This is a genomic window from Sphingomonas sp. LR59 (genome assembly GCF_036855945.1).
GTDB lineage: Bacteria > Pseudomonadota > Alphaproteobacteria > Sphingomonadales > Sphingomonadaceae > Sphingomonas.
Window position 1 is genome coordinate 3,468,462 of the sequence record NZ_JASPFL010000001.1, and the last position, 21,968, is coordinate 3,490,429.

General features: G+C 66.0%; 20 protein-coding genes and 3 pseudogenes. 12 read left to right on the plus strand and 11 right to left on the minus strand.

Annotation, left to right across the window (positions count from 1 at the left end):
* The first annotated feature begins 18 nt into the window (after positions 1–18).
* The 4 genes and pseudogenes from QP164_RS16305 (at position 19) to QP164_RS16320 (ending at position 2,759) form a co-directional block, all read left to right on the plus strand.
* A complete protein-coding gene (locus QP164_RS16305; RefSeq protein WP_132897501.1) occupies positions 19–303 on the plus strand; it encodes a DUF3572 domain-containing protein in 285 nt (94 codons plus the stop codon).
* Positions 300–926: an HAD family hydrolase gene (locus QP164_RS16310; protein WP_333923796.1), complete on the plus strand. Its 627-nt coding sequence runs from the start codon at positions 300–302 to the stop codon at positions 924–926. Before QP164_RS16305 ends, QP164_RS16310 begins: the two co-directional genes overlap by 4 nt.
* 181 nt (positions 927–1,107) lie before the next feature.
* Positions 1,108–1,572, plus strand: a complete 465-nt coding sequence (locus tag QP164_RS16315; RefSeq protein WP_333923797.1) for a RidA family protein — start codon at positions 1,108–1,110, stop codon at positions 1,570–1,572.
* Positions 1,573–1,614: 42 nt separating this feature from the next.
* Positions 1,615–2,759, plus strand: a pseudogene (locus QP164_RS16320) (GNAT family N-acetyltransferase).
* Here the strand turns inward: QP164_RS16320 and QP164_RS16325 are convergent.
* From QP164_RS16325 to QP164_RS16340, 4 genes are all read right to left on the minus strand, one after another.
* Positions 2,722–4,308 (minus strand): hypothetical protein, encoded by a 1,587-nt coding sequence (locus QP164_RS16325; RefSeq protein ID WP_333923799.1) that lies wholly within the window; start codon positions 4,306–4,308, stop codon positions 2,722–2,724. The pseudogene QP164_RS16320 and the gene QP164_RS16325 sit on opposite strands and share 38 nt — an antisense overlap.
* Before the next feature lie 11 nt (positions 4,309–4,319).
* The gene (locus tag QP164_RS16330; protein ID WP_333923800.1) at positions 4,320–6,134 is read right to left on the minus strand and encodes a hypothetical protein; all 1,815 of its coding nucleotides are present in this window, start codon (positions 6,132–6,134) and stop codon (positions 4,320–4,322) included.
* Between the two features lie 230 nt (positions 6,135–6,364).
* Positions 6,365–7,882, minus strand: coding sequence for an NAD(P)/FAD-dependent oxidoreductase (locus tag QP164_RS16335; RefSeq protein WP_333923801.1), 1,518 nt, complete (start codon positions 7,880–7,882; stop codon positions 6,365–6,367).
* Positions 7,883–8,109: 227 nt separating this feature from the next.
* The gene (locus QP164_RS16340; protein WP_333923802.1) at positions 8,110–9,327 is read right to left on the minus strand and encodes an argininosuccinate synthase; all 1,218 of its coding nucleotides are present in this window, start codon (positions 9,325–9,327) and stop codon (positions 8,110–8,112) included.
* A 134-nt stretch (positions 9,328–9,461) separates the two neighbouring features.
* On the opposite strand from QP164_RS16340, the gene QP164_RS16345 reads away from it, so the two are divergent.
* Complete coding sequence (locus QP164_RS16345; protein ID WP_333923803.1) at positions 9,462–9,902, plus strand: EF-hand domain-containing protein; 441 nt, start codon at positions 9,462–9,464, stop codon at positions 9,900–9,902.
* A gap of 95 nt (positions 9,903–9,997) precedes the next feature.
* Here the strand turns inward: QP164_RS16345 and QP164_RS16350 are convergent, their stop codons facing one another.
* The 3 genes from QP164_RS16350 to QP164_RS16360 are packed head-to-tail and all read right to left on the minus strand — an operon-like array spanning position 9,998 to position 12,787.
* The gene (locus tag QP164_RS16350; RefSeq protein ID WP_333923804.1) at positions 9,998–11,221 is read right to left on the minus strand and encodes a cyclopropane-fatty-acyl-phospholipid synthase family protein; all 1,224 of its coding nucleotides are present in this window, start codon (positions 11,219–11,221) and stop codon (positions 9,998–10,000) included.
* Between the two features lie 49 nt (positions 11,222–11,270).
* Entirely contained in the window at positions 11,271–12,032 is a 762-nt protein-coding gene (locus tag QP164_RS16355) for a molybdopterin-dependent oxidoreductase (protein ID WP_333923805.1), read from the minus strand.
* Positions 12,029–12,787 (minus strand): cytochrome b/b6 domain-containing protein, encoded by a 759-nt coding sequence (locus QP164_RS16360; protein ID WP_333923806.1) that lies wholly within the window; start codon positions 12,785–12,787, stop codon positions 12,029–12,031. The genes QP164_RS16355 and QP164_RS16360 overlap by 4 nt, the downstream gene beginning before the upstream one ends.
* Before the next feature lie 51 nt (positions 12,788–12,838).
* On the opposite strand from QP164_RS16360, the gene QP164_RS16365 reads away from it, so the two are divergent.
* The gene (locus tag QP164_RS16365; RefSeq protein WP_333923807.1) at positions 12,839–13,456 is read left to right on the plus strand and encodes a flavin reductase family protein; all 618 of its coding nucleotides are present in this window, start codon (positions 12,839–12,841) and stop codon (positions 13,454–13,456) included.
* Positions 13,457–13,662: 206 nt separating this feature from the next.
* Here QP164_RS16365 and QP164_RS16370 read toward each other — a convergent pair whose 3' ends face one another.
* The 4 genes and pseudogenes from QP164_RS16370 to QP164_RS16385 form a co-directional block, all read right to left on the minus strand.
* On the minus strand, positions 13,663–14,421 hold the full coding sequence (locus tag QP164_RS16370; protein ID WP_333923808.1) for a sulfite exporter TauE/SafE family protein: 759 nt from the start codon (positions 14,419–14,421) through the stop codon (positions 13,663–13,665).
* Complete coding sequence (gene rlmN / locus QP164_RS16375) at positions 14,414–15,622, minus strand: 23S rRNA (adenine(2503)-C(2))-methyltransferase RlmN (protein WP_333923809.1); 1,209 nt, start codon at positions 15,620–15,622, stop codon at positions 14,414–14,416. Before rlmN ends, QP164_RS16370 begins: the two co-directional genes overlap by 8 nt.
* Before the next feature lie 202 nt (positions 15,623–15,824).
* Positions 15,825–16,317: pseudogene (locus tag QP164_RS16380) on the minus strand (invasion associated locus B family protein).
* A complete protein-coding gene (locus tag QP164_RS16385) occupies positions 16,314–16,997 on the minus strand; it encodes a histidine phosphatase family protein (RefSeq protein WP_333923810.1) in 684 nt (227 codons plus the stop codon). The pseudogene QP164_RS16380 and the gene QP164_RS16385 overlap by 4 nt, the downstream one beginning before the upstream one ends.
* Positions 16,998–17,137: 140 nt before the next feature.
* On the opposite strand from QP164_RS16385, the gene QP164_RS16390 reads away from it, so the two are divergent.
* From QP164_RS16390 to QP164_RS16420, 6 genes and pseudogenes are all read left to right on the plus strand, one after another.
* Positions 17,138–17,791, plus strand: coding sequence for an outer membrane protein (locus QP164_RS16390; protein ID WP_107951824.1), 654 nt, complete (start codon positions 17,138–17,140; stop codon positions 17,789–17,791).
* Positions 17,792–17,935: 144 nt separating this feature from the next.
* Entirely contained in the window at positions 17,936–19,054 is a 1,119-nt protein-coding gene (gene dnaN / locus QP164_RS16395; protein WP_056017955.1) for a DNA polymerase III subunit beta, read from the plus strand.
* A gap of 54 nt (positions 19,055–19,108) precedes the next feature.
* Positions 19,109–19,360, plus strand: a complete 252-nt coding sequence (locus QP164_RS16400) for a type II toxin-antitoxin system Phd/YefM family antitoxin (RefSeq protein ID WP_333923811.1) — start codon at positions 19,109–19,111, stop codon at positions 19,358–19,360.
* Positions 19,357–19,785 carry a type II toxin-antitoxin system VapC family toxin gene (locus QP164_RS16405; RefSeq protein WP_333923812.1) on the plus strand — a complete coding sequence of 143 codons (429 nt, stop codon included), beginning with the start codon at positions 19,357–19,359 and terminating at the stop codon, positions 19,783–19,785. Before QP164_RS16400 ends, QP164_RS16405 begins: the two co-directional genes overlap by 4 nt.
* Before the next feature lie 52 nt (positions 19,786–19,837).
* On the plus strand, positions 19,838–20,638 hold the full coding sequence (locus QP164_RS16410) for a Coq4 family protein (RefSeq protein ID WP_333923813.1): 801 nt from the start codon (positions 19,838–19,840) through the stop codon (positions 20,636–20,638).
* A gap of 45 nt (positions 20,639–20,683) precedes the next feature.
* A pseudogene (locus tag QP164_RS16420) lies at positions 20,684–21,891 on the plus strand (DNA replication/repair protein RecF).
* The last annotated feature ends 77 nt before the right edge of the window (positions 21,892–21,968 follow it).

Below are 21,968 nucleotides of genomic sequence, written 5' to 3' on the forward strand. Positions count from 1 at the left end.
AAGAGGGCACGATAGGCAATGCGCGACCGCGATTCAAACGAAGACGCCGAAGCGCTCGCCCTGCGCGCGCTGGTATGGACGCTGGTCGAGCCCGACCGCGCGATGCGGCTGTTGTCGGTCACCGGCCTCGAGCCGCACGATCTCCGCGCAAGGGCGAGTGACCCGACCGTGCTGTCGGCGGCGCTCGGCTTTCTCGAAAACCACGAGCCGGATCTGATTGCGTGCGCCGAATCGCTCGGTGTGAAGCCCGAGGCGCTGGTCCGCGCGCATGCCAGACTGGACCAAGGAGATTTCGAAGCATGAGGCCGTTGTTGATCAGCGATTGCGACGAAGTGCTGCTGCATATGGTCAAGCATTTCGGCGTCTGGCTCGACGAGCGCCACGATATCGACTTTGCGATCCAGCACGGCGATTTCTCGACCGCGATGACGCGGCGTGACGGTGGCCCGCCGCCGTCGCGCGAGGACATGTGGGCAATGCTCGGCGAGTTCTTCCCCGCCGAGATGCATCGCCAGACGCTGGTCCCGCATGCGGTCGAGGCGCTCGAGCGGCTGGCGCAGGTCGCGGACATCGTCATCCTCACCAACCTCCAGGACGAATGCCGCCAGCCGCGGATCGAGCAGCTTGCCAAGTTCGGCATCGCCCACCGCGTCGAGTGCAATCAGGGCGGCAAGGGCACGCCGGTGTCGCGACTGGTTGAGGAATATGGGTCGCCTGTAACGGTGTTCGTTGACGATCTGGCGGTGCATCACGAGTCGGTCGCGAAGCACGCCCCGGGGGTGCACCGGTTGCACATGGTCTCGGAGCCGACGTTGGCGGTGAATGTGCCGAAAGCGCCCGAAGCGCATGCGCGGATCGACGACTGGCGCGAGGCGGCGGACTGGATCGCCGCGCGGTTCGAAGCGGGTGTGCCGGCGAACGCCTGATTCCTCTATCCTCCCCTGCAAGGGGAGGTGGCGCGAAGCGACGGAGGGGTGACGCGCTATCGAGGGCGGGTCACCCCTCCGTCAGCGCTGCGCGCCGCCACCTCCCGTTGCAGGGGAGGATAGGGGTTGGGCGTGCCCACGCACTTGACCCATCCCCCACCGCTGTGGTGATACCTCCGCCATGACCGATCGTATCGACCGCAAGCTCGAAGAGCTGGGCCTCACCCTTCCCCAGGCTGCCGCGCCCGTCGCCGCCTATGTCCCGACCGTGCTGGCGAACGGCATGCTCCACATCTCGGGCCAGTTGCCGTTCAAGGACGGTGCCTTGGTCAAGGGCCGCGTGGGAGACGACGTCTCGATCGAAGACGCGCAGGACGCCGCCCAGCTGTGCGGGCTCATGCTGGTCGCGCAGATGAAGGCGGCGCTCGGGACGCTTGGCCGCGTCGAGCGGATCGTGAAGCTCGGTGTATTCGTCAACTCGACCGGAGACTTCACCGACCAGGCCAAGGTCGCCAACGGCGCCTCCGAGCTGATGGTCGCGCTTTTCGGCGATAGCGGCAAGCACGCGCGCTCGGCCGTTGGCGTTGCCGTCCTCCCGCTCGGTGCTGCTGTCGAGATCGACGCGATCGTGCAGGTTTCCGCCTGACCTCCTTGGAGGCGTGCCCTCGCGTCTCTACCTAAGGCAGTGATGAATTCGGTCACTGCTCGCATCGCCCAAGGCGTCACCTCGATCGCGGCCGAGGACTGGGAAGCGTGCTCCGGCACCGCCAACCCGTTCGTCGGCCACGCCTTCCTCTCCGCACTCGAAACATCGCGCAGCGTCGGCGGCCGCTCCGGCTGGCAGGCGCTGCCGGTCGTGGTCGACGGCCCCGACGGCAAACCGGCGGGAATCGCGCCCGCCTACGCCAAGAGCCACAGTCAGGGCGAATACGTCTTCGACCAGGGCTGGGCCGACGCGTGGGAACGGGCAGGGGGCAATATTATCCCAAGCTTCAGATCGCCGCGCCGTTCAGCCCGGTGCCGGGCCCGCGCCTCCTCCTTCGCGACCGCGAGCAGGCCCCCGCGCTGATCGCCGCTCTGGAGGCGGTGACCGACCAGAGCGGGCTGTCCTCCGCGCACGCGACCTTCATCGATCCGGGCGAGGTGGCGCTGTTCGAGGCGGCGGGCTGGCTGATCCGGCAGGGCACGCAGTTCCACTGGAAGAACGACGGCTATGCCAGCTTTGACGATTTCCTCGCCGTGCTCGCCAGCCGCAAGCGGAAAGCGATCCGCAAGGAACGCGCCGCCGCGGTAGAAGGCCTGACGATCCGTCACCTCACCGGCGCCGAGATCACCCCCGCGCACTGGGACGCGTTCTGGGTCTTCTATCAGGACACGGGCGCGCGAAAATGGGGGCAGCCCTATCTGACGCGCGCGTTCTTCGACCAGATCGGCGAGACGATGGGCGACCAGATCCTGCTGATCCTTGCCGAGCGCGACGGCCTCCCTATCGCCGGCGCCCTCAACCTGATCGGGGAGGACACGCTTTACGGCCGCTATTGGGGCGCGACCGAGGAGGTGCCGTTCCTCCATTTCGAGGTCTGCTATTACCAGGCGATCGACGCCGCCATCGCTCGGGGGCTGCAGACCGTCGAGGCCGGCGCGCAGGGCGAACACAAGCTCGCGCGCGGCTATGCGCCCGTCGCGACCTATTCCGCACACTACATCCCCGACCCAAGCTTCCGCCGCGCGATCGCCGACTATCTCGTCCGCGAACGCGAGGCGGTCGCCGAGCAGCAGGAGTATCTCGGCGAGCTTACTCCGTTCCGGCGGGGCGAACCGCAGGCTTGTTGACGCGGTACAACAGGCTGGTTCCATCGCGGCGGATCAGCGTCAGGTCGCGGACCAGCGCCGGATCGAACTTCTGCGGGTGGATCAGCCACATATAATCGAACGCATCGCGCGGGAATTTCGCGAGCGCCATCGAGATTGGCCGCCAGAACTGGCCGCGGCATTTGACGTCGCTCACCACCTCCGACGGATCATGCGCAAAGCCCTTCGCCGCCGCATAGTTGGTCGTCAGCAACTGTGCGCCCGCCATCGACCATTGGTCGTTGGTAAACGCCAGCCGCCGCTCCAGCAGCAGCGCCGGCACATGCTCGAGCCGCGAATACGCCCAGTCGTCGCGACACCGCCGCCCGACGAACGACACCACGCGAGACCGCTCGGGCACGGTATCGATCGCCGCGATCGCCTGGTCGTAGCTGCGATCGTACATCAGATAGCTGACCGTCGTCCCCGCCAGCCGCACCCCGAAGAACGCAAACCCCAGCACCGCGAGCACCGCCGCCCCACGCAACGACAGCCCATGCCGCGGCCGCAGCGCGATCACCGCGATCGCCAGCACGAACGGGGCAAGCCGCATGTCCGCATAGGCCGACCCGAACACGATCCGCGGCAACAGCACGTACACCGCCGCCAGGAACAGCGCCGACAGCCCCAGGTTGCGCGAATATTCGATCGTCTGGTCGCGCACGCCCCGGAACAGGATCACGAACAGCACCGTCACCGACGCGATGTCGAACGCCATCCACCGATCGCGCAGGACCATCGTGATCCAGTTCATCTTCCAGCGCCAGTTGAACCAGTCCTGCGTCTTGCCGCCGACATGATCGCCCGAGCGCCACACCACCATCATCACCATCGGCAGTGCGAGCGGCAGGCAGTTGAGCCCGGCCTGGACGAACGCCCTGAACCAGCCATGCGCCCAGCTTTTGGGATCGCTGTCGCGGCGGATGTCATGCTGGCGGATCAGCTCGGCGGAGAAGGCGAGCACGCCCAGCACGCCCCAGCCGAACGTATGGCACAGCCACAACAGGCACGAGACGGGGATGAAGATCGCGGTGCGCAGCTTGGTGCGCCCGAGCCGCCCCATCCGCAGCCACAGCGCGAACAGGTTGAGCGCGAGCGCCATCGCGAGCGCGAAATTCACGAATCCGAACTGGAACGGGTAGCTGTAGGCGAGCGGCAACGCGAACAACGCAGTCGCGGGGATTCGCCCATGCACCTCGCGCGCGATCCACAACAGCCCGGTCACGGTCAGCGCCGGGATCGTCATCACGATCAGCTTCACCGCAAGCTGCAACCCGAAGATCGGTGCGAGCGGTTCGATCAGCAGGTCGATCCCGAGGTTGCCGATCATCTGCCAGTGGAAGTTATACCACTGGGAAAGCCAGGGATTGTCGCCGATCGCCAATTGGACACGGTAACGCCCCATATGCCCAGGCAGGTCGACCAGCGGCGGGATTTCCGGCCACAGCAACGGTATCATCGACGCGAGCGCCACCGCGACGACAAAGCCGCGCGTCTGCCACCAGTGCAGCGTTTCCCCCTGAGTAATCATATCGTCCGACCCTAGGGGCGGACGGGCGCTCCAGACAAGGGTGCGCGCGACGAGTTGTTCACGCGCCATGCAAGAACCGGCGATCCGGCGATCGGGACGGGGGTGAGCCACGCGAACCGCTCGCCGCGTTCGAGACGTGCCCAAAGGCCGCGGGGTGCCTCATCTCGATAGATATCCATTTCGAACAGGCCCGGGCAGGCGACGAGATACCCGGCATGGCTGGCGACGATCGTCGCGCGCGCCGTCTCGGGAGCGCCCATAAACGCCGCCATCACGGTGTGCAGCGCGGCGCTGTTGCGATGATAGCCGCCGGCGATCGCACGGTGGCGAGTGGTGGCGATGATCTCGGGCGAGACGTCGATCGGTGCAAACAGGATCTCGGGTGGCAGTTGTGCAAGAGCGCGAACGTCGGCAGCGCCGTCACAGGATACGCGCGCGCCTGGCACGGCATGGTGCGTGGAAGGCTGCGCAGGCAGCGCTGCGAACACCGCGCCGACGAGAAGATCGGGCGAGACCGCGATCAGCGCGCCGGCGGTGGCGAGCGTTCGCAGGATCACCGGGCCGATCTGCCGCGCGCGCTCCAGCATCGCCAGCAGCAGCCACGCCCCGCCTGGTATCGCGAGCGCATTGGCCGTAGCCCCCGCGCGCATCACGAACAGGGTCAGGACAAAGCCGGCGCCCAAGATTGCGAGCAGGATCGTCCAGCGTGTGCGGAGCGCCCCGGTGCTGCGCGACCAGGCGGCGATCGATCCGACCAGCCCGACGACGGGAAAGCCGATCGTCATCAACGCCCATGCCGGCTCCTGTTGCCAGATCGGCATGCCCTCCGCTACGTTCAGGTACCAGAGCCGGTAGACGAGCGGATCGAGCGTCGCGAACGGTCCGCGCAGGCAAGCGGGCGCGAGGATCAGGAGCGCCGCGATCGTAACCGCGCCGCCTCCGACGAGCGCGGCAAGCCGGACCAGCAAGGCCTGGGTGCCGACGAACGTCACCGCAACGAGCGACAGCGCGGCGACACCGAGCACTGCCAGCCAAGCCGGCGACATCGCATCGCAGACCGGTGCGAACAGGCCGGGTCCACGGGTCGCGACGTGCAGCGCGAGCGCGGCGGCGAAGAAGGTCGCGGCGAGCGCGCGCAGCACGTCTCGGCGTTCGGGCTGCCATGCCCAGGCGAGTGCCGCGACCGCGGTGATCGCAACCGCGATCGGGAGTCCCTCCAGCGAGATCGTGACGAGCGTCGCCAGCGCCAGTCCGGCCAGCACGCCGTTTCGCGTCGTTGCGCGGCCCAACAACAGAGTCGTCGCCGCCATCGCGAGCACCACTTGCCAGCCATGATGGTCGATCCGCAACGGCCGCATCTGATAGACGATCGGGATCGACAGCGGCGCGAGCAGCAGCGCGAGCTTGGCGCGTTCGACATCGCTTACGCGCCGCGTCAGGTTGGCGGCGAGCGCCATCAGCGCGAGCAGCGTAACGAGCGGGACGACGGTCATCGCGATCCGGTTGGCGGCGTTGGTCGAGAAAAACGGATCGAGCACCAGCATCGCCGCGGCGATCGGAAGGTCGACGAGGCGCGACCAGTGCATCGCGAAGTCGCCGCCGTTAAGCCGGTGCTGGCCGACGTCCCACCAGCTCTGCCCGCCAAGCCAGTCGCGCACTTCGAGCAGCCGCATCGCATCGTCGGGATCGGGGAAGCGCAGCGTCGCGATAGCACCCGCGAACGCGAGGCAAAGCACGATCGCCGCGAGCGTCCAACCGCCGAGGACGGTCGGCCAGAGGCGCGTGCGCGGCGGGTCAGCTTTGAGGATTGCTATCGCGTCCGTCATGCCGTGTTCGTTCCAATGATCACCAGCGCACCCAGCCCTGCATCATTTCTACCCCGGCGGAGGCCGGGGCCCAATTGGGGAACGTCGCTAATGAAGGGCATCGCGCCGCTACGACCATCTTTCCAAATGGGCCCCGGCCTTCGCCGGGGTGGGGGCTACTGAAGCGATGCTCACATTCAGCTTACTGCCTAACAAGAAGCAAGTAACCATCCATCCATCCACCGCTTCCATCACGCCGCCTTGAGCCGCTCCGGCACCTCACGCACACTCGACAAGGCCGCGGCGATCCCCGCCTGTTCGCCCTCGTTGCCCGCCTCGTGATATTCCGCGTCCTCGTTGACGCTCCAGATGTCGTGCACGCGAGCACCCGCCTGGATATTCCGCACGGTCAGCATCGCGGTCATCATCGCGTGATCCTGGTTGTTGTAGCGGTGCATCCCGTTGCGCCCGACGCAGTGCAAGGTCGGATGCCGCGCCTCGATCTCCTCGCGCAACGCATCGACATTGTCGCGGTACTCCTCGTCGTACACGGGGTACGCCTTCTCCTGCCGCACCACCGCGCCACCGGTGACGTGGGCGGGATCGCACAGCCCGAGGATCGCCATCTCCTTCGTCGCCAGCGCGATCAGGTCGGCATCGCTCGACGCCCATAGCCCGTCGCCCTCGAAGCAGAAATATTCGAGCCCGACGCAGGCGATGTCCGGATCGGGCACCATCTCGGGCGACCAGCTGCGGAAATTCTGGACGCGACCGACCTTCACCTTCGAATCGTGGATGTAGATCCAGTTATCGGGGAACAGGTCGGGCGACTTGATCATCAGCGCCACCGTCAGGAAATCGCGGTACCTGAGCGCGCTCGCTTGCGGCAACGTCGTCGGCAACGGGTGCAGGCGCCCCGCCAGCTCGCGCATCGGCGCGCTGCTGATCACGTGCCCCGCATCGATCGTGACGGTCGCGCCGTCGCGATCGGTCGCGGTAACGCGCCAGCGACCGGTCGAATCCTCGGCAAGCTGCTTCAGCGCATGCCCCATCAGGATCGTATTGCGGTGGCCGAGCACCTTGTCGCGCGCCGCATCCCACATCATCCCCGGCCCGAGCCGCGGATAGCGGAAGCTCTCCAGCAGCGTCTTGGTCTGCATCCCGTCGTTTGGCTTCTTGTTGAGCCCGAGCGAGCGCTTCAGCCCATCGATCACCGCCCCGCCGAGGCTCAGTCCCTTGATGCGCTGGGCGGCCCAATCCGCCGACATCGTGTCGCACGGCATGCCCCAGACCTTCTCGGTATAGGTCTTGAAGAAGATCGAATACAGCTTGTGGCCGAACTGGTTGACGACCCAATCCTCGAAGCTGCGCACGTTGGGATTGGGACGCAACTTGGCCTTGGCATAGCTCGCCATGCACAGCGTCGAGCGCCAGATGCCAAGATTGCCGAGCGCTTCGAACGCGCGCAGCGGATAGCTGTAGAATTTGCCCTCGTAATAGATCCGGCTCATCCGCGGGCGCTCGATGAAATCGTCGGGCAGGATCTCGTTCCAGAGATCGACCACCGGCTGCGACTTCGAGAAGAACCGGTGCCCGCCGATATCGAATCGGAAGCCCTGATGCTCGACGGTCCGGCTGATCCCGCCGACGTACACCGGATCCTTCTCGATCACGGTGACGGAATAGCCAGCCTTGCCAAGCAGATAGGCCGCGGTGAGGCCAGCGGGGCCGGCGCCAATGATCGCAACGTCGACAGGTGTGTTCGGCATCCAGGCATTCCCCACAAGATGCTCGATCTATGGGGGAAGATGCCTAAGGCGTGGTTAACGGGGCGGGGCGTTGAGGGATTGAACGGAAGTGCCCACGCCAAGTGCACCTCCCCGGCGGAGGCCGGGGACCAGATGGAAAGGTCTCGGTAACGGCGCGCCGACCTTCGTTAGCGGCGTCCCCCAACTGGGCCCCGGCCTTCGCCGGGGAGGTGTAATCGTGGCAGGGTTTACCGGTCGCGCTTCGCAAGCAACCGCAGCCGCAGCGCGTTGAGCTTGATGAAGCCCTCGGCGTCGCGCTGATCATAGGCGCCCTGGTCGTCCTCGAACGTGACGACCTTTTCCGAATACAGCGAGTTCGGCGATTTCCGGCCGACCACGTACACGCCGCCCTTGTAGAGCTTCAGGCGGACGGTGCCCGACACCTTCTCCTGGCTGTGGTCGATCGCGGCCTGGAGCATCTCGCGCTCGGGGCTGAACCAGAAGCCGTTGTAGAGCAGCTCGGCATAGCGCGGCGCGAGCTCGTCCTTCAGATGCGCGGCGCCGCGGTCGAGCGTCAGCTGCTCGATGCCGCGGTGCGCGAGGTGATAGATCGTGCCGCCAGGAGTCTCGTACATGCCGCGGCTCTTCATGCCGACGAAGCGGTTCTCGACGAGGTCGAGCCGGCCGATCCCGTGGCGGCGGCCATAGTCGTTGAGCGTCGACAGCAACGTCGCCGGGCTCATGCCCTCGCCGTTGATCGCGACGCCGTCGCCGCGCTCGAAATCGATCGTGATGTATTCCGGCGCGTCGGGCGCGTCCTCGGGGTTCACGGTGCGCGAATAGACGTAATCCGGGACCTCGTCCCACGGGTTCTCGAGGACCTTACCCTCCGACGACGTGTGCAGCATGTTCGCATCGGTCGAGAAGGGCGACTCGCCGCGCTTGTCCTTGCTGACCGGGATCTGATGCTGCTCGGCGAACTCGATCAGCTTGGTGCGGCTGGTCAAATCCCATTCGCGCCATGGTGCGATGACCTTGATGTCGGGCGACAACGCGTAATAGCCGAGCTCGAAGCGGACCTGGTCGTTGCCCTTGCCGGTCGCGCCATGGCTGACCGCGTCGGCGCCGACCATCTTGGCGATCTCAATCTGGCGCTTGGCGATCAGCGGCCGGGCGATCGAGGTGCCGAGCAGGTACAGCCCCTCGTACAGCGCGTTCGAGCGCATCATCGGAAAGACGTAGTCGCGGACGAACTCCTCGCGCAGGTCGTCGACGAAGATATGCTCGGGCTTGACGCCCATCATCTCGGCCTTGGCGCGCGCGGGCTCGAGTTCCTCGCCTTGGCCGAGATCGGCGGTGAAGGTCACGACTTCGCAGTTATACGTCTGCTGGAGCCACTTCAGGATCACGCTCGTGTCCAGGCCACCGGAATAGGCCAATACGACGCGGTTGATCTGATCGGTCACGGGCAGGATCCTTCGGGCAATATCCAATGCGGCGCCCCTATGCGTTGAGTGGCCCTCATGCAACCGCGCGCATTCATGGCGCGTACAACCAAACCGGTCTATTCGCGCCTCGCATCCTCTGGAGTTTAATCACCGTGCTACGCCAAAGCCTCACCCTCTTCGTCCTCGCCGGCCTTGCGACGCCAGCGCTCGCGCAGGAAACCCGCGCGTCCGCCTCGGCCAAGTTCAAGACCGAGTTCGCTGCGTCGGACACGAACAAGGACGGTGTCCTCACGCGCGCGGAAGTGCAGGCGCGGATCGGCAACATGAAGGTTGGCGGACAGGGACGTCCGGACCCGGTCCACGCCAAGCGCCTCGCCGACCTGTGGTTCACCAGCGCGGACAAGAACAAGGACGGCAAGGTCACGCAAGGAGAGGCGCAGGCGCTGCTCGCGGCGACGTTCGCGAAGTACGATGCCAACAAGGACGGCAAGATCGGCGGCGACGAGCGCGCTGCCGCGAAGGCCGACGTGCAGGGCCGCGCTGACGCCCACCCGATGATTGCCAAAAGTCCGTTCGTCCTGAGTAGGGGCTGAGCGAAGCCGAAGACCCGTATCGAAGGACATTGCCCCGGGCGAATCCTTCGATACGCCGCTTCGACAAGCTCAGCAGCTACTCAGGACGAACGGACTTAGTCCCGCAACGCCCGCTCGCCCTCGATCATGTAGTCGCGCGTGAGCGGCAGCGTCATCCGGCTCTTCGAAAGCTGGATCTGGTAATTGACCATGCCGCCAGTGCGGAACGCCGCCGCGGCGCCCGCCAGATAGAACGTCCACATCCGATAGAACCGCTCGTCGTACAACGCGACGATCGCGTCCTTCGCCGCCACCGTCCGGTCGTACCATTGGTCGATGGTCAGCGCGTAATGGACGCGCAACACTTCGATGTCGGTGGGGAACATCCGCAGCCCCTCATACCCCTTCACGATCTCCGACAGCGCAGGGTTGTACCCGCCCGGGAAGATGTACTTGGTCGTGAAGGTGTCAGTGACGCCCGGCCCGCCCATCCGGCCGATCGTATGCAGCAGCATCACGCCCTCCTGGGTCAGCAGGTCGCGGCACTTGCGGAAGAACGCCTTGTAGTGCGCCGGGCCGACATGCTCGAACATGCCGACCGACACGATCCGGTCGAAACTGCCGGTCAGCGCGCGGTAGTCGATCAGCTCGAACTTCACCTTGTCGGCGACGCCGGCCTCCTCCGCACGACGGCGGGCGACCTTCAACTGCTCTTCGGACAACGTCACGCCGAGCACCTCGGCGCCGGTCTTCGCGTGCAGGTACAGCGCCATCCCACCCCAGCCGCAGCCGATGTCGAGCACGCGCATCCCGGGCTGGATCGCCAGCTTGGCGGCGATATGCGCCTTCTTGTCGGACTGCGCCTGCTCCAGACTGTTGCCCGGATCGGTGAAATACGCGCACGAATATTGCCGGTCCGCATCGAGGAACAGGTCGTACAACCGGTCGGACAGGTCGTAGTGATGCGCGACGTTCTTTTTAGACCGGCGCGCCATGTTCACGCGGTCGACGCGGTGCACGACCTTGTCGAGCAGCTTGATCGGCAGCGAGGGATTGAGCCCGCCACCACGCTCCCACGGGCTGTTGCCCTTGAGCAGATTGACCAGATCGCGAATATCGCCGCGCTCGATCACGAGGCGGCCGTCCATGAACGCCTCCGCCGCGCCGAGTGCGGGGTGGCGGACGATCGCCCCTGCGACTCCCGGCTGGGTCAGCCGGATCGTGACCGGGTTATAGGCGGGGTCGGGCTTGCCAAAATGCTTGGTGGTGCCGTCCGCGTGGATGAGCGTGAGTTCGCCGGTTTTAACCTGCCGGGCCAGGAAACGATCGAAAAGTGCCATGAGGCGTTAGCTAATGACTGGTACGGAATTGCGCCACCCCCGCGGTGGTTCAGATCCCCGCGTACCAGTCGTAATCGACGTTATCTTCCCAATAGCCGCCCTTGCCCTTGCCGATTCCTTCGAGGCTGGCGACCGCGTCGATCGCAGTGACGTATTTGGCGTGCTTGTAGCCGAGCTGCCGTTCGACACGCAGCCGGACGGGCGCGCCATGCGCGACGTCGAGCACCTGATCGTTGAGCGCCCAGGCGAGGATGGTCTGCGGGTGGAACGCGTCGACCAGATCGACCGACTCGTAATAATTCGCGCCGCGGTACAGGTCGGCGCAGGTGAAGACGATGTAGCGCGCGGTGCGCTTCAGGCCGGCGGCGTCGAGCAGCGCGCCAAGCTTCGGTCCCTGCCATTTGCCGATCGCGCTCCAACCCTCGACGCAGTCGTGCCGCGTGATCTGCGCGCGCGCGGGCATCTGGCGAAGCTGCGGCAAGCTGACCGACAGCGGCCGATCGACCAGCCCACCGACCTTGAGCCGATAATCCGCGAAGTTGTTGGCGACCATCGCGGTATAGTCCGCCGTCCCCGGATTGCTCGTGCCGTTCGACCGGAAGATCGGCGACATCTGCGCCGGGCTGAACTCTGGCGCGAGCGCGTTGCGGTTGGTCAGCGCACGTTGCAGCCCGCGGTTCATGTCCTCGCCCATAAACAGGATTTTCCGCGCCTCGGGGTTCGCGGCGATCTTATCGCAGCCGGTCAGCAGCGCGCCTGCACCAATGGTCGCGCCTACAATTAGCGAGCGGCGGGTAATCAGCGAGCTCATGCGACGTCCTCCGACGTGTGCTTCGGAACATGCCAGCGCCCGGTGATCATCGACCGTACCTCGTTCCAAGTCCCCGCAAGGATCACCAGTGCGAGATGCGCGATGATGAACAGCACCAGCCCGGTCGCGGCGATGAAGTGGATCGACCGCGCCGACTGCCGCCCGCCAAACACCTCCAGCAGCCACGGCCATGCCGCATCCATCCCCGGCGACATCGTCAGCCCGGTCAGGATCATCACCGGGATCAGCACGAAGATCGTCGCCACGTAGGACAGCTTCTGGAGGATGTTGTACGCGCCCGGCCGCTTTGGATCGTGGAAGCGGAAAGCGAGATGCTCCTTCACGTCGTGCCCGACCTCGCGCGGCGACAGCTCGGCGGCGCGGACGCGGAGATCGCGCTGGAAATGCTTGTTGATCAGGCTGACGATCATGAACCCGAGCAGCGCGAACGCGAGCACCAGTGCGAACAACAGATGCCAGCGGCGCGAGATCGCGAGGTTGTAGCTCGCCGGGATGGTCAGCAGGTTCAGCAACGTCACCAGCCAGCTCGGCCACTGATCTAGCGTCGTCCACGCGGTGTCGAAGTTCGCGCCGTATCGTCCCCAGTACAGCCGCGGATGCGCCTTGAGGATGCCGATCCCGCTGCCGATCATGATGAACATCGTCACCACCGTCACCCAGTGCCATATGCGCGTCGCGAGCCGATGGCGCTTGATGATCGGGGTGCTGATAGTCGGGGCAGTGGGATCGTTCATGCTCGACCTTCGCTATAGGCAGTCGGACCGTGACATAGCAGGAATAAGTGTATGACCGAATGGCATTCTTACGAGCCCGCGGACGGCCATCGCCTGCCGCACGATCCGCTGAACGCGATCGTCGCGCCGCGGCCGATCGGCTGGGTCAGCACGATGTCCGCAGATGGTGTGGCGAACCTCGCGCCCTATTCGTTCTTCAACCTGTTCAACTACGCGCCGCCGATCATCGGCTTCTCGTCGATGGGCTGGAAGGACAGCGTCGCCAATATCGAGGCGACCGGCGAGTTCGTCTGGAACCTGGTGTCGCGCGACCTCAGCGAGGCGATGAACACCACCGCCGCGAACGTCGCCGCCGACGTCGACGAGTTCGCGCTCGCCAAGCTGGAGATGGCAGCGTCGACTACGGTGAAGCCACCGCGCGTTGCGGCATCGCGCGCGCAGTTCGAGTGCAAGCTGACGCAACTGATCCGACTTGAGACCAAGAAAGGCCGCGAGCTCGACCAATGGCTGGTGCTCGGCGAAGCCGTCGCGATCCACATCGACTCAGGCATGCTGGAGGACGGGGTCTATCAGACGGCGCGCGCGCGGCCGATCCTGCGCGGCGGCGGCCCCGCGGATTACTTCGAGATCACCGAGGACGCACTGTTCCAGATGCGCCGGCCGGGCTGAACCCCAAGTCCGTCATCACCCCAAAGTCCGTCATCCCAGCGAAAGCTGGGATATCCCGGTAACGGAGCGCGCCCTTGCCGCACGAGACCCCAGCTTCCGCTGGAGTGACGGCTTCTTTAGGAAATGTGTAACGGCCAACCAAGCGTGTTCACGCGCGAAGGCGGGTGCCCAGACTGGGTCCCCGCCTTCGCGGGGAACATCTTAGTTCAGGCGTATGCTCTGTAAAAAAACACGACCGTCGTCGTCGCCGTCACCAGCAGCGTCCACCCGCGGATCACCCCATCCGGCAGCTTCCGCCCGAACCGTGCGCCGAAATACCCGCCGACCACGCCACCCGCCATCATCGGCAGGCACAATGTCCACGCCACCATGCCGGTCGCCGCGAACACGATCGTCGCGGCGGCGTTCGCGGTCGCCAGCATCAGCGTGCGCGGCGCAGCGAGCTTGGCGGGCGATGCGCCGGACAATAATCCCCAGGCGGCGGTCAGCATCATCCCGACGCCGCCCCCGAAATAGCCGCCATAGATCCCCAGCAACGTCTGCGCGGCGATCAGCGAGCGCGACCCGATCGCAACGCGTGCATGCAGCCAGGTCGAGGCGGGCTTGCCGAACGCGATCGCCAGCGTCGCCATCAGCAGCAGCCACGGCACGATCACGTCGAACGCGGTCGCCGGGGTAAAGAACAACAGCAGGCTGCCGACCAGCCCGCCGACGAACGTTATTCCCGCCAACGTGCGGATACCGACGCCGCCGACCGGCCCGAGATCCGCCCGATAGGCCCACGCGCTGGCCATCGCCGCCGGCTGCACCGCGACGTTGCTGGTCGCGTTGGCGATCGGCGAGGGCAGGCCGAGCGCGATCAGCGACGGCATCGTCGCGAAGCTGCCGCCGCCCGCCAGCGCGTTCATCGCGCCGCCCAGCATCCCCGCACCCGCCGCCAATCCCAGCGAAGCCAGATCAGACAAAGGCGGCATCAGTCTCGGCGGCGGCCTCGCGATCGATCTGCGCGCGGCTCTTCTTCTCCGACGCGGTCTTCAGCTGGCCGCACGCCGCATCGATGTCGCGTCCGCGCGGCGTCCGCACCGGCGCCGAAATCCCGGCGCCAAAGACGATGCTGGAGAACGACTTGATCCGCTCGGGCGTCGAACACTCGTATTGCGCGCCCGGCCAAGGGTTGAACGGAATCAGGTTCACCTTCGCCGGCAGCTCGTACTTCCGCAGCAACCGCACCAGCTCGCGCGCATCGTCGTCGGAGTCGTTCTTGTCCTTGAGCATCACGTACTCGAACGTGATCCGGCGCGCGTTGTTCGTGCCCGGATAGTCCGCGCACGCCTGCAGCAATTCCTCGATGCCGTATTTCCGGTTGAGCGGCACGATCTCGTCGCGCACTTCCTTGGTCACGGCGTGCAGCGACACGGCCAAATTCACGCCGATCTCGGCCCCCGCACGCGCCATCATCGGCACTACGCCGCTGGTCGACAACGTGATCCGGCGGCGGCTGAGCGCGAGGCCCGCGCCGTCCATCACCAGCTTCAACGCATCGCGGACATTCTCGAAATTATAGAGCGGCTCGCCCATCCCCATCATCACGATGTTGGTGAGCATGCGGCCCTCGGGCTGGCTCGGCCATTCGCCCAGCGAGTCACGTGCGAGCATCACCTGCCCGACGATCTCCGCGGGCGTCAGGTTACGCACCAGCCGCATCGTGCCGGTGTGGCAGAAGGTGCAGTTGAGCGTGCAGCCGACCTGGCTCGACACGCACAGCGTGCCGCGATCCGCGTCGGGGATGAACACCATCTCGTAATCCTGCGCGTCATCCGACCGCAGCAGCCATTTCCGCGTACCGTCGGTCGACACCTGCGCCTCGACCACGTTGGGCCGGCTGATCACGAAGCGCTGCTCAAGCCACGGGTGCATCGTCTTCGAGATGTCGGTCATCGCCGAGAACTCGGTCGCGCCGCGATTGTAGATCCAGTGCCACAGTTGCTTGGCGCGCAGCTTGGCCTGCTTCTCCTCGAGCTGCGACGTCTCCAGCGCCATCCGCAGATCGGCGAGCGACAGCCCGAGCAGGTCGATCCGCCCATCGCTGCGCGGCACGAAGCTGCGGGGAACGGGCACGGGATCGATGTGCCCCGGAATAGGCATGAGGTTCGCGGCGGTCTGCATGACGCGGCCCGTAGCGGAATTTTCGTGATTTTTCTACTGGCTGCGAGAAGTGGGTAGAGTCACCCTGCCGTCACCCAAGAGTGAGGAACCACCCCGGCGAAGGCCGGGGCCCAGTTGGGGGACGAAGATGGTGACGCTTAGCCCGTAGTTACGACCACCTTTCCAACTGAACCCCGGCCTCCGCCGGGGTGATGCCATCGGATTACGGTGCGCTCCGCAAATCGTCACCCCCGCTACATGCCAGCACAGCCGCATCGATCGCTGTCGCCGCCCCGGACAGCGCATACACATCCGCAAACGGCCGCCCCCCGACGCCGACCGCCTCGACACTCATGCTCCGTCCCGACCGCATCGCCGCCACGATCGCCCGATCGCTCGGCGCATCGCTCGCCCACGCATCCAGCCCGTTCGCCACCAGCTCGAATCGACGCTCGCCAACCGTCAGCGTCACCCCCGCCGACCGATCTCGCTCCCGACTGAGCCGCACATACAAAGACGCGCGCAAACCCCGCTTCGGCCACGTCGCCACGCTCGCAAACCCGGACGAGCGCCCCCCGCCATCACCGGCCGAGCAATCGCGTAACACCGCGGGGGCGAGGCATCGCGAAACGCCCCCAGCCCTTGTAGACGCCGATCGTGTCGCGCGCCGATGCCGGAACCGCGATCGCGAGGATCAGCAGAGCCGCCAATCTCACGCTGGAGCGAAACCGGTGCCGAGATGCGGGACGGTCGCGCAGCCGTTCTCAACCAGCGTCACCGATCCCTGCGGCAGGCCTCTCGCAACCGGCGCGCCCAGCAGCGGATCCACCGGCGCGCCCGTCATCACGCCCAGCATCACCCGGCTGGAAATGCCGTGCATGATCACCAGGCGGTCGCCCGGATCCTCCGCCGTATCGGCCAGCCATCCGCTCACGCGCGCTGCGATCTGCGGATAGGTTTCGCCGTCGGGCGCGGGCTTGAGCGTACCACCGGGCAGCATCACCGGCCCGACCTCGTCGATTACGTCGGCATAATAGCGCCCGCCCCACGACCCCATGTCGATCTCGACCAACCGGGCATCGGTCCGCGCGTCGTGCCAATCCAGCTCCAGATGCTCGCAGATCACCGCCAGCGTTTGCAAAGCCCGCCCGGTCGGCGACGCCCACAAGGACAACTTCGGCTTCAACCCCAGCAGCCCACGCAAAGCCCGCCCAAGCTCGTCCGCCTGCGCGAATCCGGCGCGAGTCAGCGGCGTATGCGCCGCATCCCCCTGCAACCGATGCGCCGCATTGAACACGGTTTCGCCGTGCCGCGCGACGAAATCGCGACCCTTGCGAAGCGCTGGAGTATCGCTTGAACGGGCGTCCGCTTCACCCTGCCGTTGGCTTGGAATCATGGCCCGCGTTTCAACCCCCTGTGGCGCAAAAGCAACGGATTTCCGCGTTTATCTGGGGTTCATGCAACGCCTCGCCGACTGGTCCATTGGAGCGGTCCGCCCCGCGTAATGGGGTGCCAGTTCAGTAAGGAGTAACCCCAATGCGTACGCTTATCGCCGTCTCGCTGCTCGCAACGACAGCCGTCGCGGCACCCGCCCTCGCGCAGACCAACCCGACCTTCACCGGCCCCCGCGTCGAGGCCACGCTCGGCTACGACCACACTGGCGCCGGCAGCAGCGTGTCCAACAACAACGGACGCGACGACCAGAAGATCGACGGCCTGCTGTACGGCGGCGGCATCGGCTACGATATCGCGACCTCGGACAACATCGTGCTCGGCGCCGAAGCCGAGCTGACCGGCTCGACCGCAAAGAGCGACCGCAACGATTACACCAGCGACTTCGGCTATGGCCGCGTCAAGCAGGGCCGCGACATCTATGTCGGCGCGCGCGCAGGTTATGTCGTCGCACCGACGACGATGTTGTACGTCAAGGGCGGCTATACTAACTCGAAGCTCGAAGTGCTCGCGGGCAGCACCAGCCAGACCACCGACAATAACTTCAAGCTCGACGGCTGGCGCGTCGGCGCGGGCGCCGAGCACGCGATGGGCCCGAACAGCTACGCCAAGCTCGAATACCGCTATTCGAACTATGAGCGCGGCAACATCGACTATGCGACCGGCGGCACCAGCAGCCGCTTCGACGTCGACACGGATCGTCATCAGGTGGTCGCCAGCTACGGCTTCCGTTTCTGATCGGAACGGCGCGCGGGTTTTAACGCGACGTTTACCGTGATCAAAGAAGGGTCGGCGCGCTTGCTCCGACCCTTTGTTGTTGGGTAAGCCATTAGCGGATTGCCCCCAGCCCCGAGTCCGGCTGTGGAGGCCGGGGGAATTTTGATGAAGGCGACGATCGAACGCGCAACGCTCCTCAAGGGGCTGAGCCATGTCCAGTCCGTGGTGGAGCGGCGCAACACCATCCCCATCCTGTCGAACGTGCTGATCGAGGCGACTGCCGAGGGCACGCTCAAGCTGATGGCGACCGATCTTGATCTCCAGATCAACGAATCGATCGCAGCGGCGGTCGACCAGCCCGGCGCGACCACCGTGTCCGCGCACACGCTGTTCGACATCGCCCGCAAGCTTCCCGAGGGTAGCCAGGTCCAGCTCGCCGCGTCGGAAGGCCGGATGAGCATCGTCGCAGGCCGCGCTCGCTTCTCGCTTGGCACGCTGCCGCGCGACGATTTCCCGGTGATCGCCGAGGGCGAACTGCCGACCCAGTTCGAACTGCCCGCCGAGACGCTCAAGCAGATCATCGACAAGACGCGCTTTGCGATCTCGACCGAAGAGACGCGCTATTATCTCAACGGCATCTTCCTCCACGTGGCCGACGGCGACAGCTCGAACCCGGTGCTGAAGGCCGCCGCGACCGACGGCCACCGCCTCGCCCGCGTCACGCTGCCGCGTCCAGAAGGCGCCGAATCGATGCCCGACGTGATCGTGCCGCGCAAATGCATCGGCGAGTTGCGCAAACTGCTCGACGAGGTCGACGGCTCGGTCGGCGTCTCGCTGTCGCCCACCAAGATCCGCTTCGACCTGGGGCAGGCGATCCTGACCTCGAAGCTGATCGACGGCACCTTCCCCGACTACAGCCGCGTGATCCCGACCGGCAACGACAAGATCCTCAAGATCGATCCGAAGAGCTTCATGGAAGGCGTCGACCGCGTCTCCACGATCGCGACGGAGAAAACGCGTGCGGTGAAGATGGCGCTCGACCGCGACAAGATCACTTTGTCGGTGACCTCGCCCGAAAACGGCACCGCCGCGGAGGAAGTCCCCGGCGATTACGTCGCGCTGCCGTTCGAGATCGGCTTCAACAGCCGCTATCTGATGGACATCCTCGCGCAGATCGACGGCGACATGGTCGAGGTCCACCTCGCCGACGCCGCCGCCCCGACTCTGATCCGCGAGAACGACAAGTCGCCTGCGCTGTACGTGCTGATGCCGATGCGGGTGTGATTCGGTCTGCCTGTCGCGTCGTGGTATAGCGGGGCGACAGGCAGGAGCCGGATCATGGACTCGATCAATATCGCCGACCTCAAGGACGAACTAGGCACGCTGATCAACCGGCTCGAAGCCGGTGAGGCCGTGCAAATCACGCGCGACGGTCAACCGTTTGCCCGCGTTACTCCCGAAGCACCGCCGTTGCCGCGCCGCAAGCCCATCGACGTCGACTCTCTAGAGGCGTTGGCGAAGTCGCTGCCTTACGATCCGACATCTGCACGTGACCTTGTCCGGCAGATGCGTGACGACTCGCGGTATTGAGGCTTTACTGCGACACCGCGGTGATGGTGTCGGCCTTCACCGCCGAGGCGCACAGCGAGGATGTACGGGCGTGGCTCTCGCGACAGACTGACGGTCTGGTGATCAGCCATTGGGTCGTCACCGAGTTTTCCGGGGCGCTCGCGATGAAACGGCGAATGGGCGTCATCGATACCGTTGGCTGGAACGGCGTGATGAAGGCGTGGCAACGGTTTTGCGCCGGAGAACTGAGCGTCGAGCCCGTAACCGCAGCCGATTTCGAGCGTGCGGCGACGCTGATGGATCGCGGTGATTTGAAGCTGCGCTCCGGCGATGCGCTTCATCTCGCGATCGTCGTGGGTCGCGGCTGGTCATTGGCGACACTCGATCACGATCTCGCGCAAGCGGCCGGGCAAATGCGCGTCGAAGTAGATACTGTCCTCAATTGACTCCTCTCCCGCCACTCAATACTAACAGCAATGTCAGTAAGGAGTCGACTCGATGGCGAAGCTTCCTCCGTTTCCCGGTACGACCGGTCGTCGCGATTGGCGTACGGCGTTCGATGCGATCAAGAAACTGCTCGCGAACGGCGACGACACGACGCAGGTGTTCCGGATCATGCGCGCGCTGAACGTCGGCAATGCGCCGATGAATTACGCACGGTTGATCGCCACCGAGCAGGGCGGCCGGATCGCCTATGACCGCGTCGAACTGGCGCAACGTTTCTCCGACCCCGCGTTCGTCGCGAGCTTCGCGCCCGGCACGGTGGGGGCGGCGTATCGGAATTTCCTCGAAACGACGGGCTATTCCGCGGACGGGTTGGTCGAGGTCTCGCGGCTCGAGCCGTCCGAGGACGATCTGGCGCATCCCTATGCGTGGTTCGGCCGGCGGGTGCGCGACACGCACGACATCTGGCACGTGCTGACCGGCTACAAGGCGGACGAAAGCATGGGCGAGGCGGCGCTCGTCGCGTTCAGCTACGCGCAGGTCGGCGGGCTCGGCTGGGCGCTGATTGGCTCCGCGGCGGCATTGAAGAGCATACGCGTCACCGGCAGCAAGCTGTTCGCGAAGGCAGTCTGGGAAGGCTATCGCAACGGACGCAAAGCAAAGTGGATTTCGGGCGAGGATTATCTGCACCTCCTCCACGAACCGCTCGACGCGGCGCGCGCGCGGCTCGGGATCGTCACGCCGGTCGCCTATCTGCGGGCACAGCGCGAACTCGGCCCCGAACTCGCCTCGTATCTCAGCATGCAGAAGGCGAAGCTCGAACCGGTGATCGTGCCCGAGCGGATCGCCGCCTGAGGCAAAGGCTGACGGCGCGCGAAAATTGCCGCTAAGGGCGGTGCGATGCTGTCGCGCCTCGTCCTCACCGATTTCCGCAACCATGCCGACCTGACGCTCCAGCCGGGGCCGGGGTTCGTGGTGTTGACCGGCGAGAATGGCGCAGGGAAGACGAATATCCTCGAAGCTGTGTCGCTGCTCGCACCCGGCCGCGGACTTCGCCGCGCCGCGCTGGGCGAGATGGCGCGGCAGGGCGGGGCGGGAGGCTTCGGTGTCGCGGCGACACTTTCTCCCGAGCACGCAACAGAATTCCCCTCCCGCTCGCGGCAGGGGTTAGGGGAGGGCGCGACGTACGTACTGGCGTCCGGTGCCGAGGAGAACGCGCCCCTCCCCGACCCCTCCCGCCAGCGGGAGGGGAGTCAGAGCCGGAAGGGGGAATACACGCGCACGCCGAAGTCGACGTCGCGACCGGCACGCTAGCCTCGGCCCCGGAACGCCGCATCGTCCGCGTCCAGGGCGCCACCACCACCGCGAACGCGCTCGCCGAGTGGCTCACGATCCTGTGGCTCACCCCGGCGATGGACCGCCTGTTCGTCGCCCCCGCCGGCGAACGCCGCGGCTTCCTCGACCGCCTCACGCTCGCACTCGCCCCGAGCCACGCCCACCACGCCGCCCGCTACGACGCCGCGATGCGCGCGCGAAACCGCCTGCTCGCCGACGAAGGCCGTCCCGACGGCGACTGGCTCTCGGCGCTCGAAGCGCAGATGGCCGAGCACGGCGCCGCCGTAGATGCGGCCCGGCGTGAGACCGTCACCCTGCTCGGCACGAGGCTCGCGAATCAGGACGACAGCCCATTTCCCCGCGCCGGCCTCACGCTCGAAGGCTGGGCCGGCGACACCGCGCGCCTGCAAGCCGACCTCGCCCAGGGCCGCGCGCGTGATGCCGCTGCCGGGCGCACGCTCGGCGGACCCCACCGCGTCGACCTGATCGTCACCCATCTCGACAAGGAACGCGCGGCCTCTCTCGCCTCGACCGGCGAGCAGAAGGCGCTCCTGCTCGGCATCGTCCTGGCGCATGCCGATCTCGTCGCCGAGCGAACCGGCCAGCCCCCCGTCCTGCTTCTCGACGAGGTTGCCGCGCACCTCGACCCATCCCGCCGCGCGGCGCTATTCGCCCGGCTCGCAGGCCGCAGCCAAGTGTGGATGACGGGCACCGAAGACGCGCTGTTCGACGCGATCGGCGGTCAGGCAACGCGCATCGCGGTCGGGCGTTAGGCTGAACGCGCGCTGTCGAGCAGGCTCACCGCGCGTTCAAGCGGGCGCGGGCAAAGCTCCGTCCATCGAAGATACGG

Excerpts from the sequence above, each read along its gene's own strand:
- QP164_RS16325 (WP_333923799.1), bottom strand. The coding sequence starts at position 4,308 with ATGATTACTCAGGGGGAAACGCTGCACTGGTGGCAGACGCGCGGCTTT.
- QP164_RS16385 (WP_333923810.1), bottom strand. The coding sequence starts at position 16,997 with ATGATTCCAAGCCAACGGCAGGGTGAAGCGGACGCCCGTTCAAGCGAT.
- QP164_RS16410 (WP_333923813.1), top strand. The coding sequence starts at position 19,838 with ATGGCGAAGCTTCCTCCGTTTCCCGGTACGACCGGTCGTCGCGATTGG.
- QP164_RS16315 (WP_333923797.1), top strand. The coding sequence starts at position 1,108 with ATGACCGATCGTATCGACCGCAAGCTCGAAGAGCTGGGCCTCACCCTT.
- QP164_RS16310 (WP_333923796.1), top strand. The coding sequence starts at position 300 with ATGAGGCCGTTGTTGATCAGCGATTGCGACGAAGTGCTGCTGCATATG.
- rlmN (WP_333923809.1), bottom strand. The coding sequence starts at position 15,622 with ATGCAGACCGCCGCGAACCTCATGCCTATTCCGGGGCACATCGATCCC.
- QP164_RS16350 (WP_333923804.1), bottom strand. The coding sequence starts at position 11,221 with ATGGCACTTTTCGATCGTTTCCTGGCCCGGCAGGTTAAAACCGGCGAA.
- dnaN (WP_056017955.1), top strand. The coding sequence starts at position 17,936 with ATGAAGGCGACGATCGAACGCGCAACGCTCCTCAAGGGGCTGAGCCAT.
- QP164_RS16355 (WP_333923805.1), bottom strand. The coding sequence starts at position 12,032 with ATGAGCTCGCTGATTACCCGCCGCTCGCTAATTGTAGGCGCGACCATT.
- QP164_RS16330 (WP_333923800.1), bottom strand. The coding sequence starts at position 6,134 with ATGACGGACGCGATAGCAATCCTCAAAGCTGACCCGCCGCGCACGCGC.
- QP164_RS16400 (WP_333923811.1), top strand. The coding sequence starts at position 19,109 with ATGGACTCGATCAATATCGCCGACCTCAAGGACGAACTAGGCACGCTG.
- QP164_RS16335 (WP_333923801.1), bottom strand. The coding sequence starts at position 7,882 with ATGCCGAACACACCTGTCGACGTTGCGATCATTGGCGCCGGCCCCGCT.
- QP164_RS16365 (WP_333923807.1), top strand. The coding sequence starts at position 12,839 with ATGACCGAATGGCATTCTTACGAGCCCGCGGACGGCCATCGCCTGCCG.
- QP164_RS16390 (WP_107951824.1), top strand. The coding sequence starts at position 17,138 with ATGCGTACGCTTATCGCCGTCTCGCTGCTCGCAACGACAGCCGTCGCG.
- QP164_RS16360 (WP_333923806.1), bottom strand. The coding sequence starts at position 12,787 with ATGAACGATCCCACTGCCCCGACTATCAGCACCCCGATCATCAAGCGC.
- QP164_RS16305 (WP_132897501.1), top strand. The coding sequence starts at position 19 with ATGCGCGACCGCGATTCAAACGAAGACGCCGAAGCGCTCGCCCTGCGC.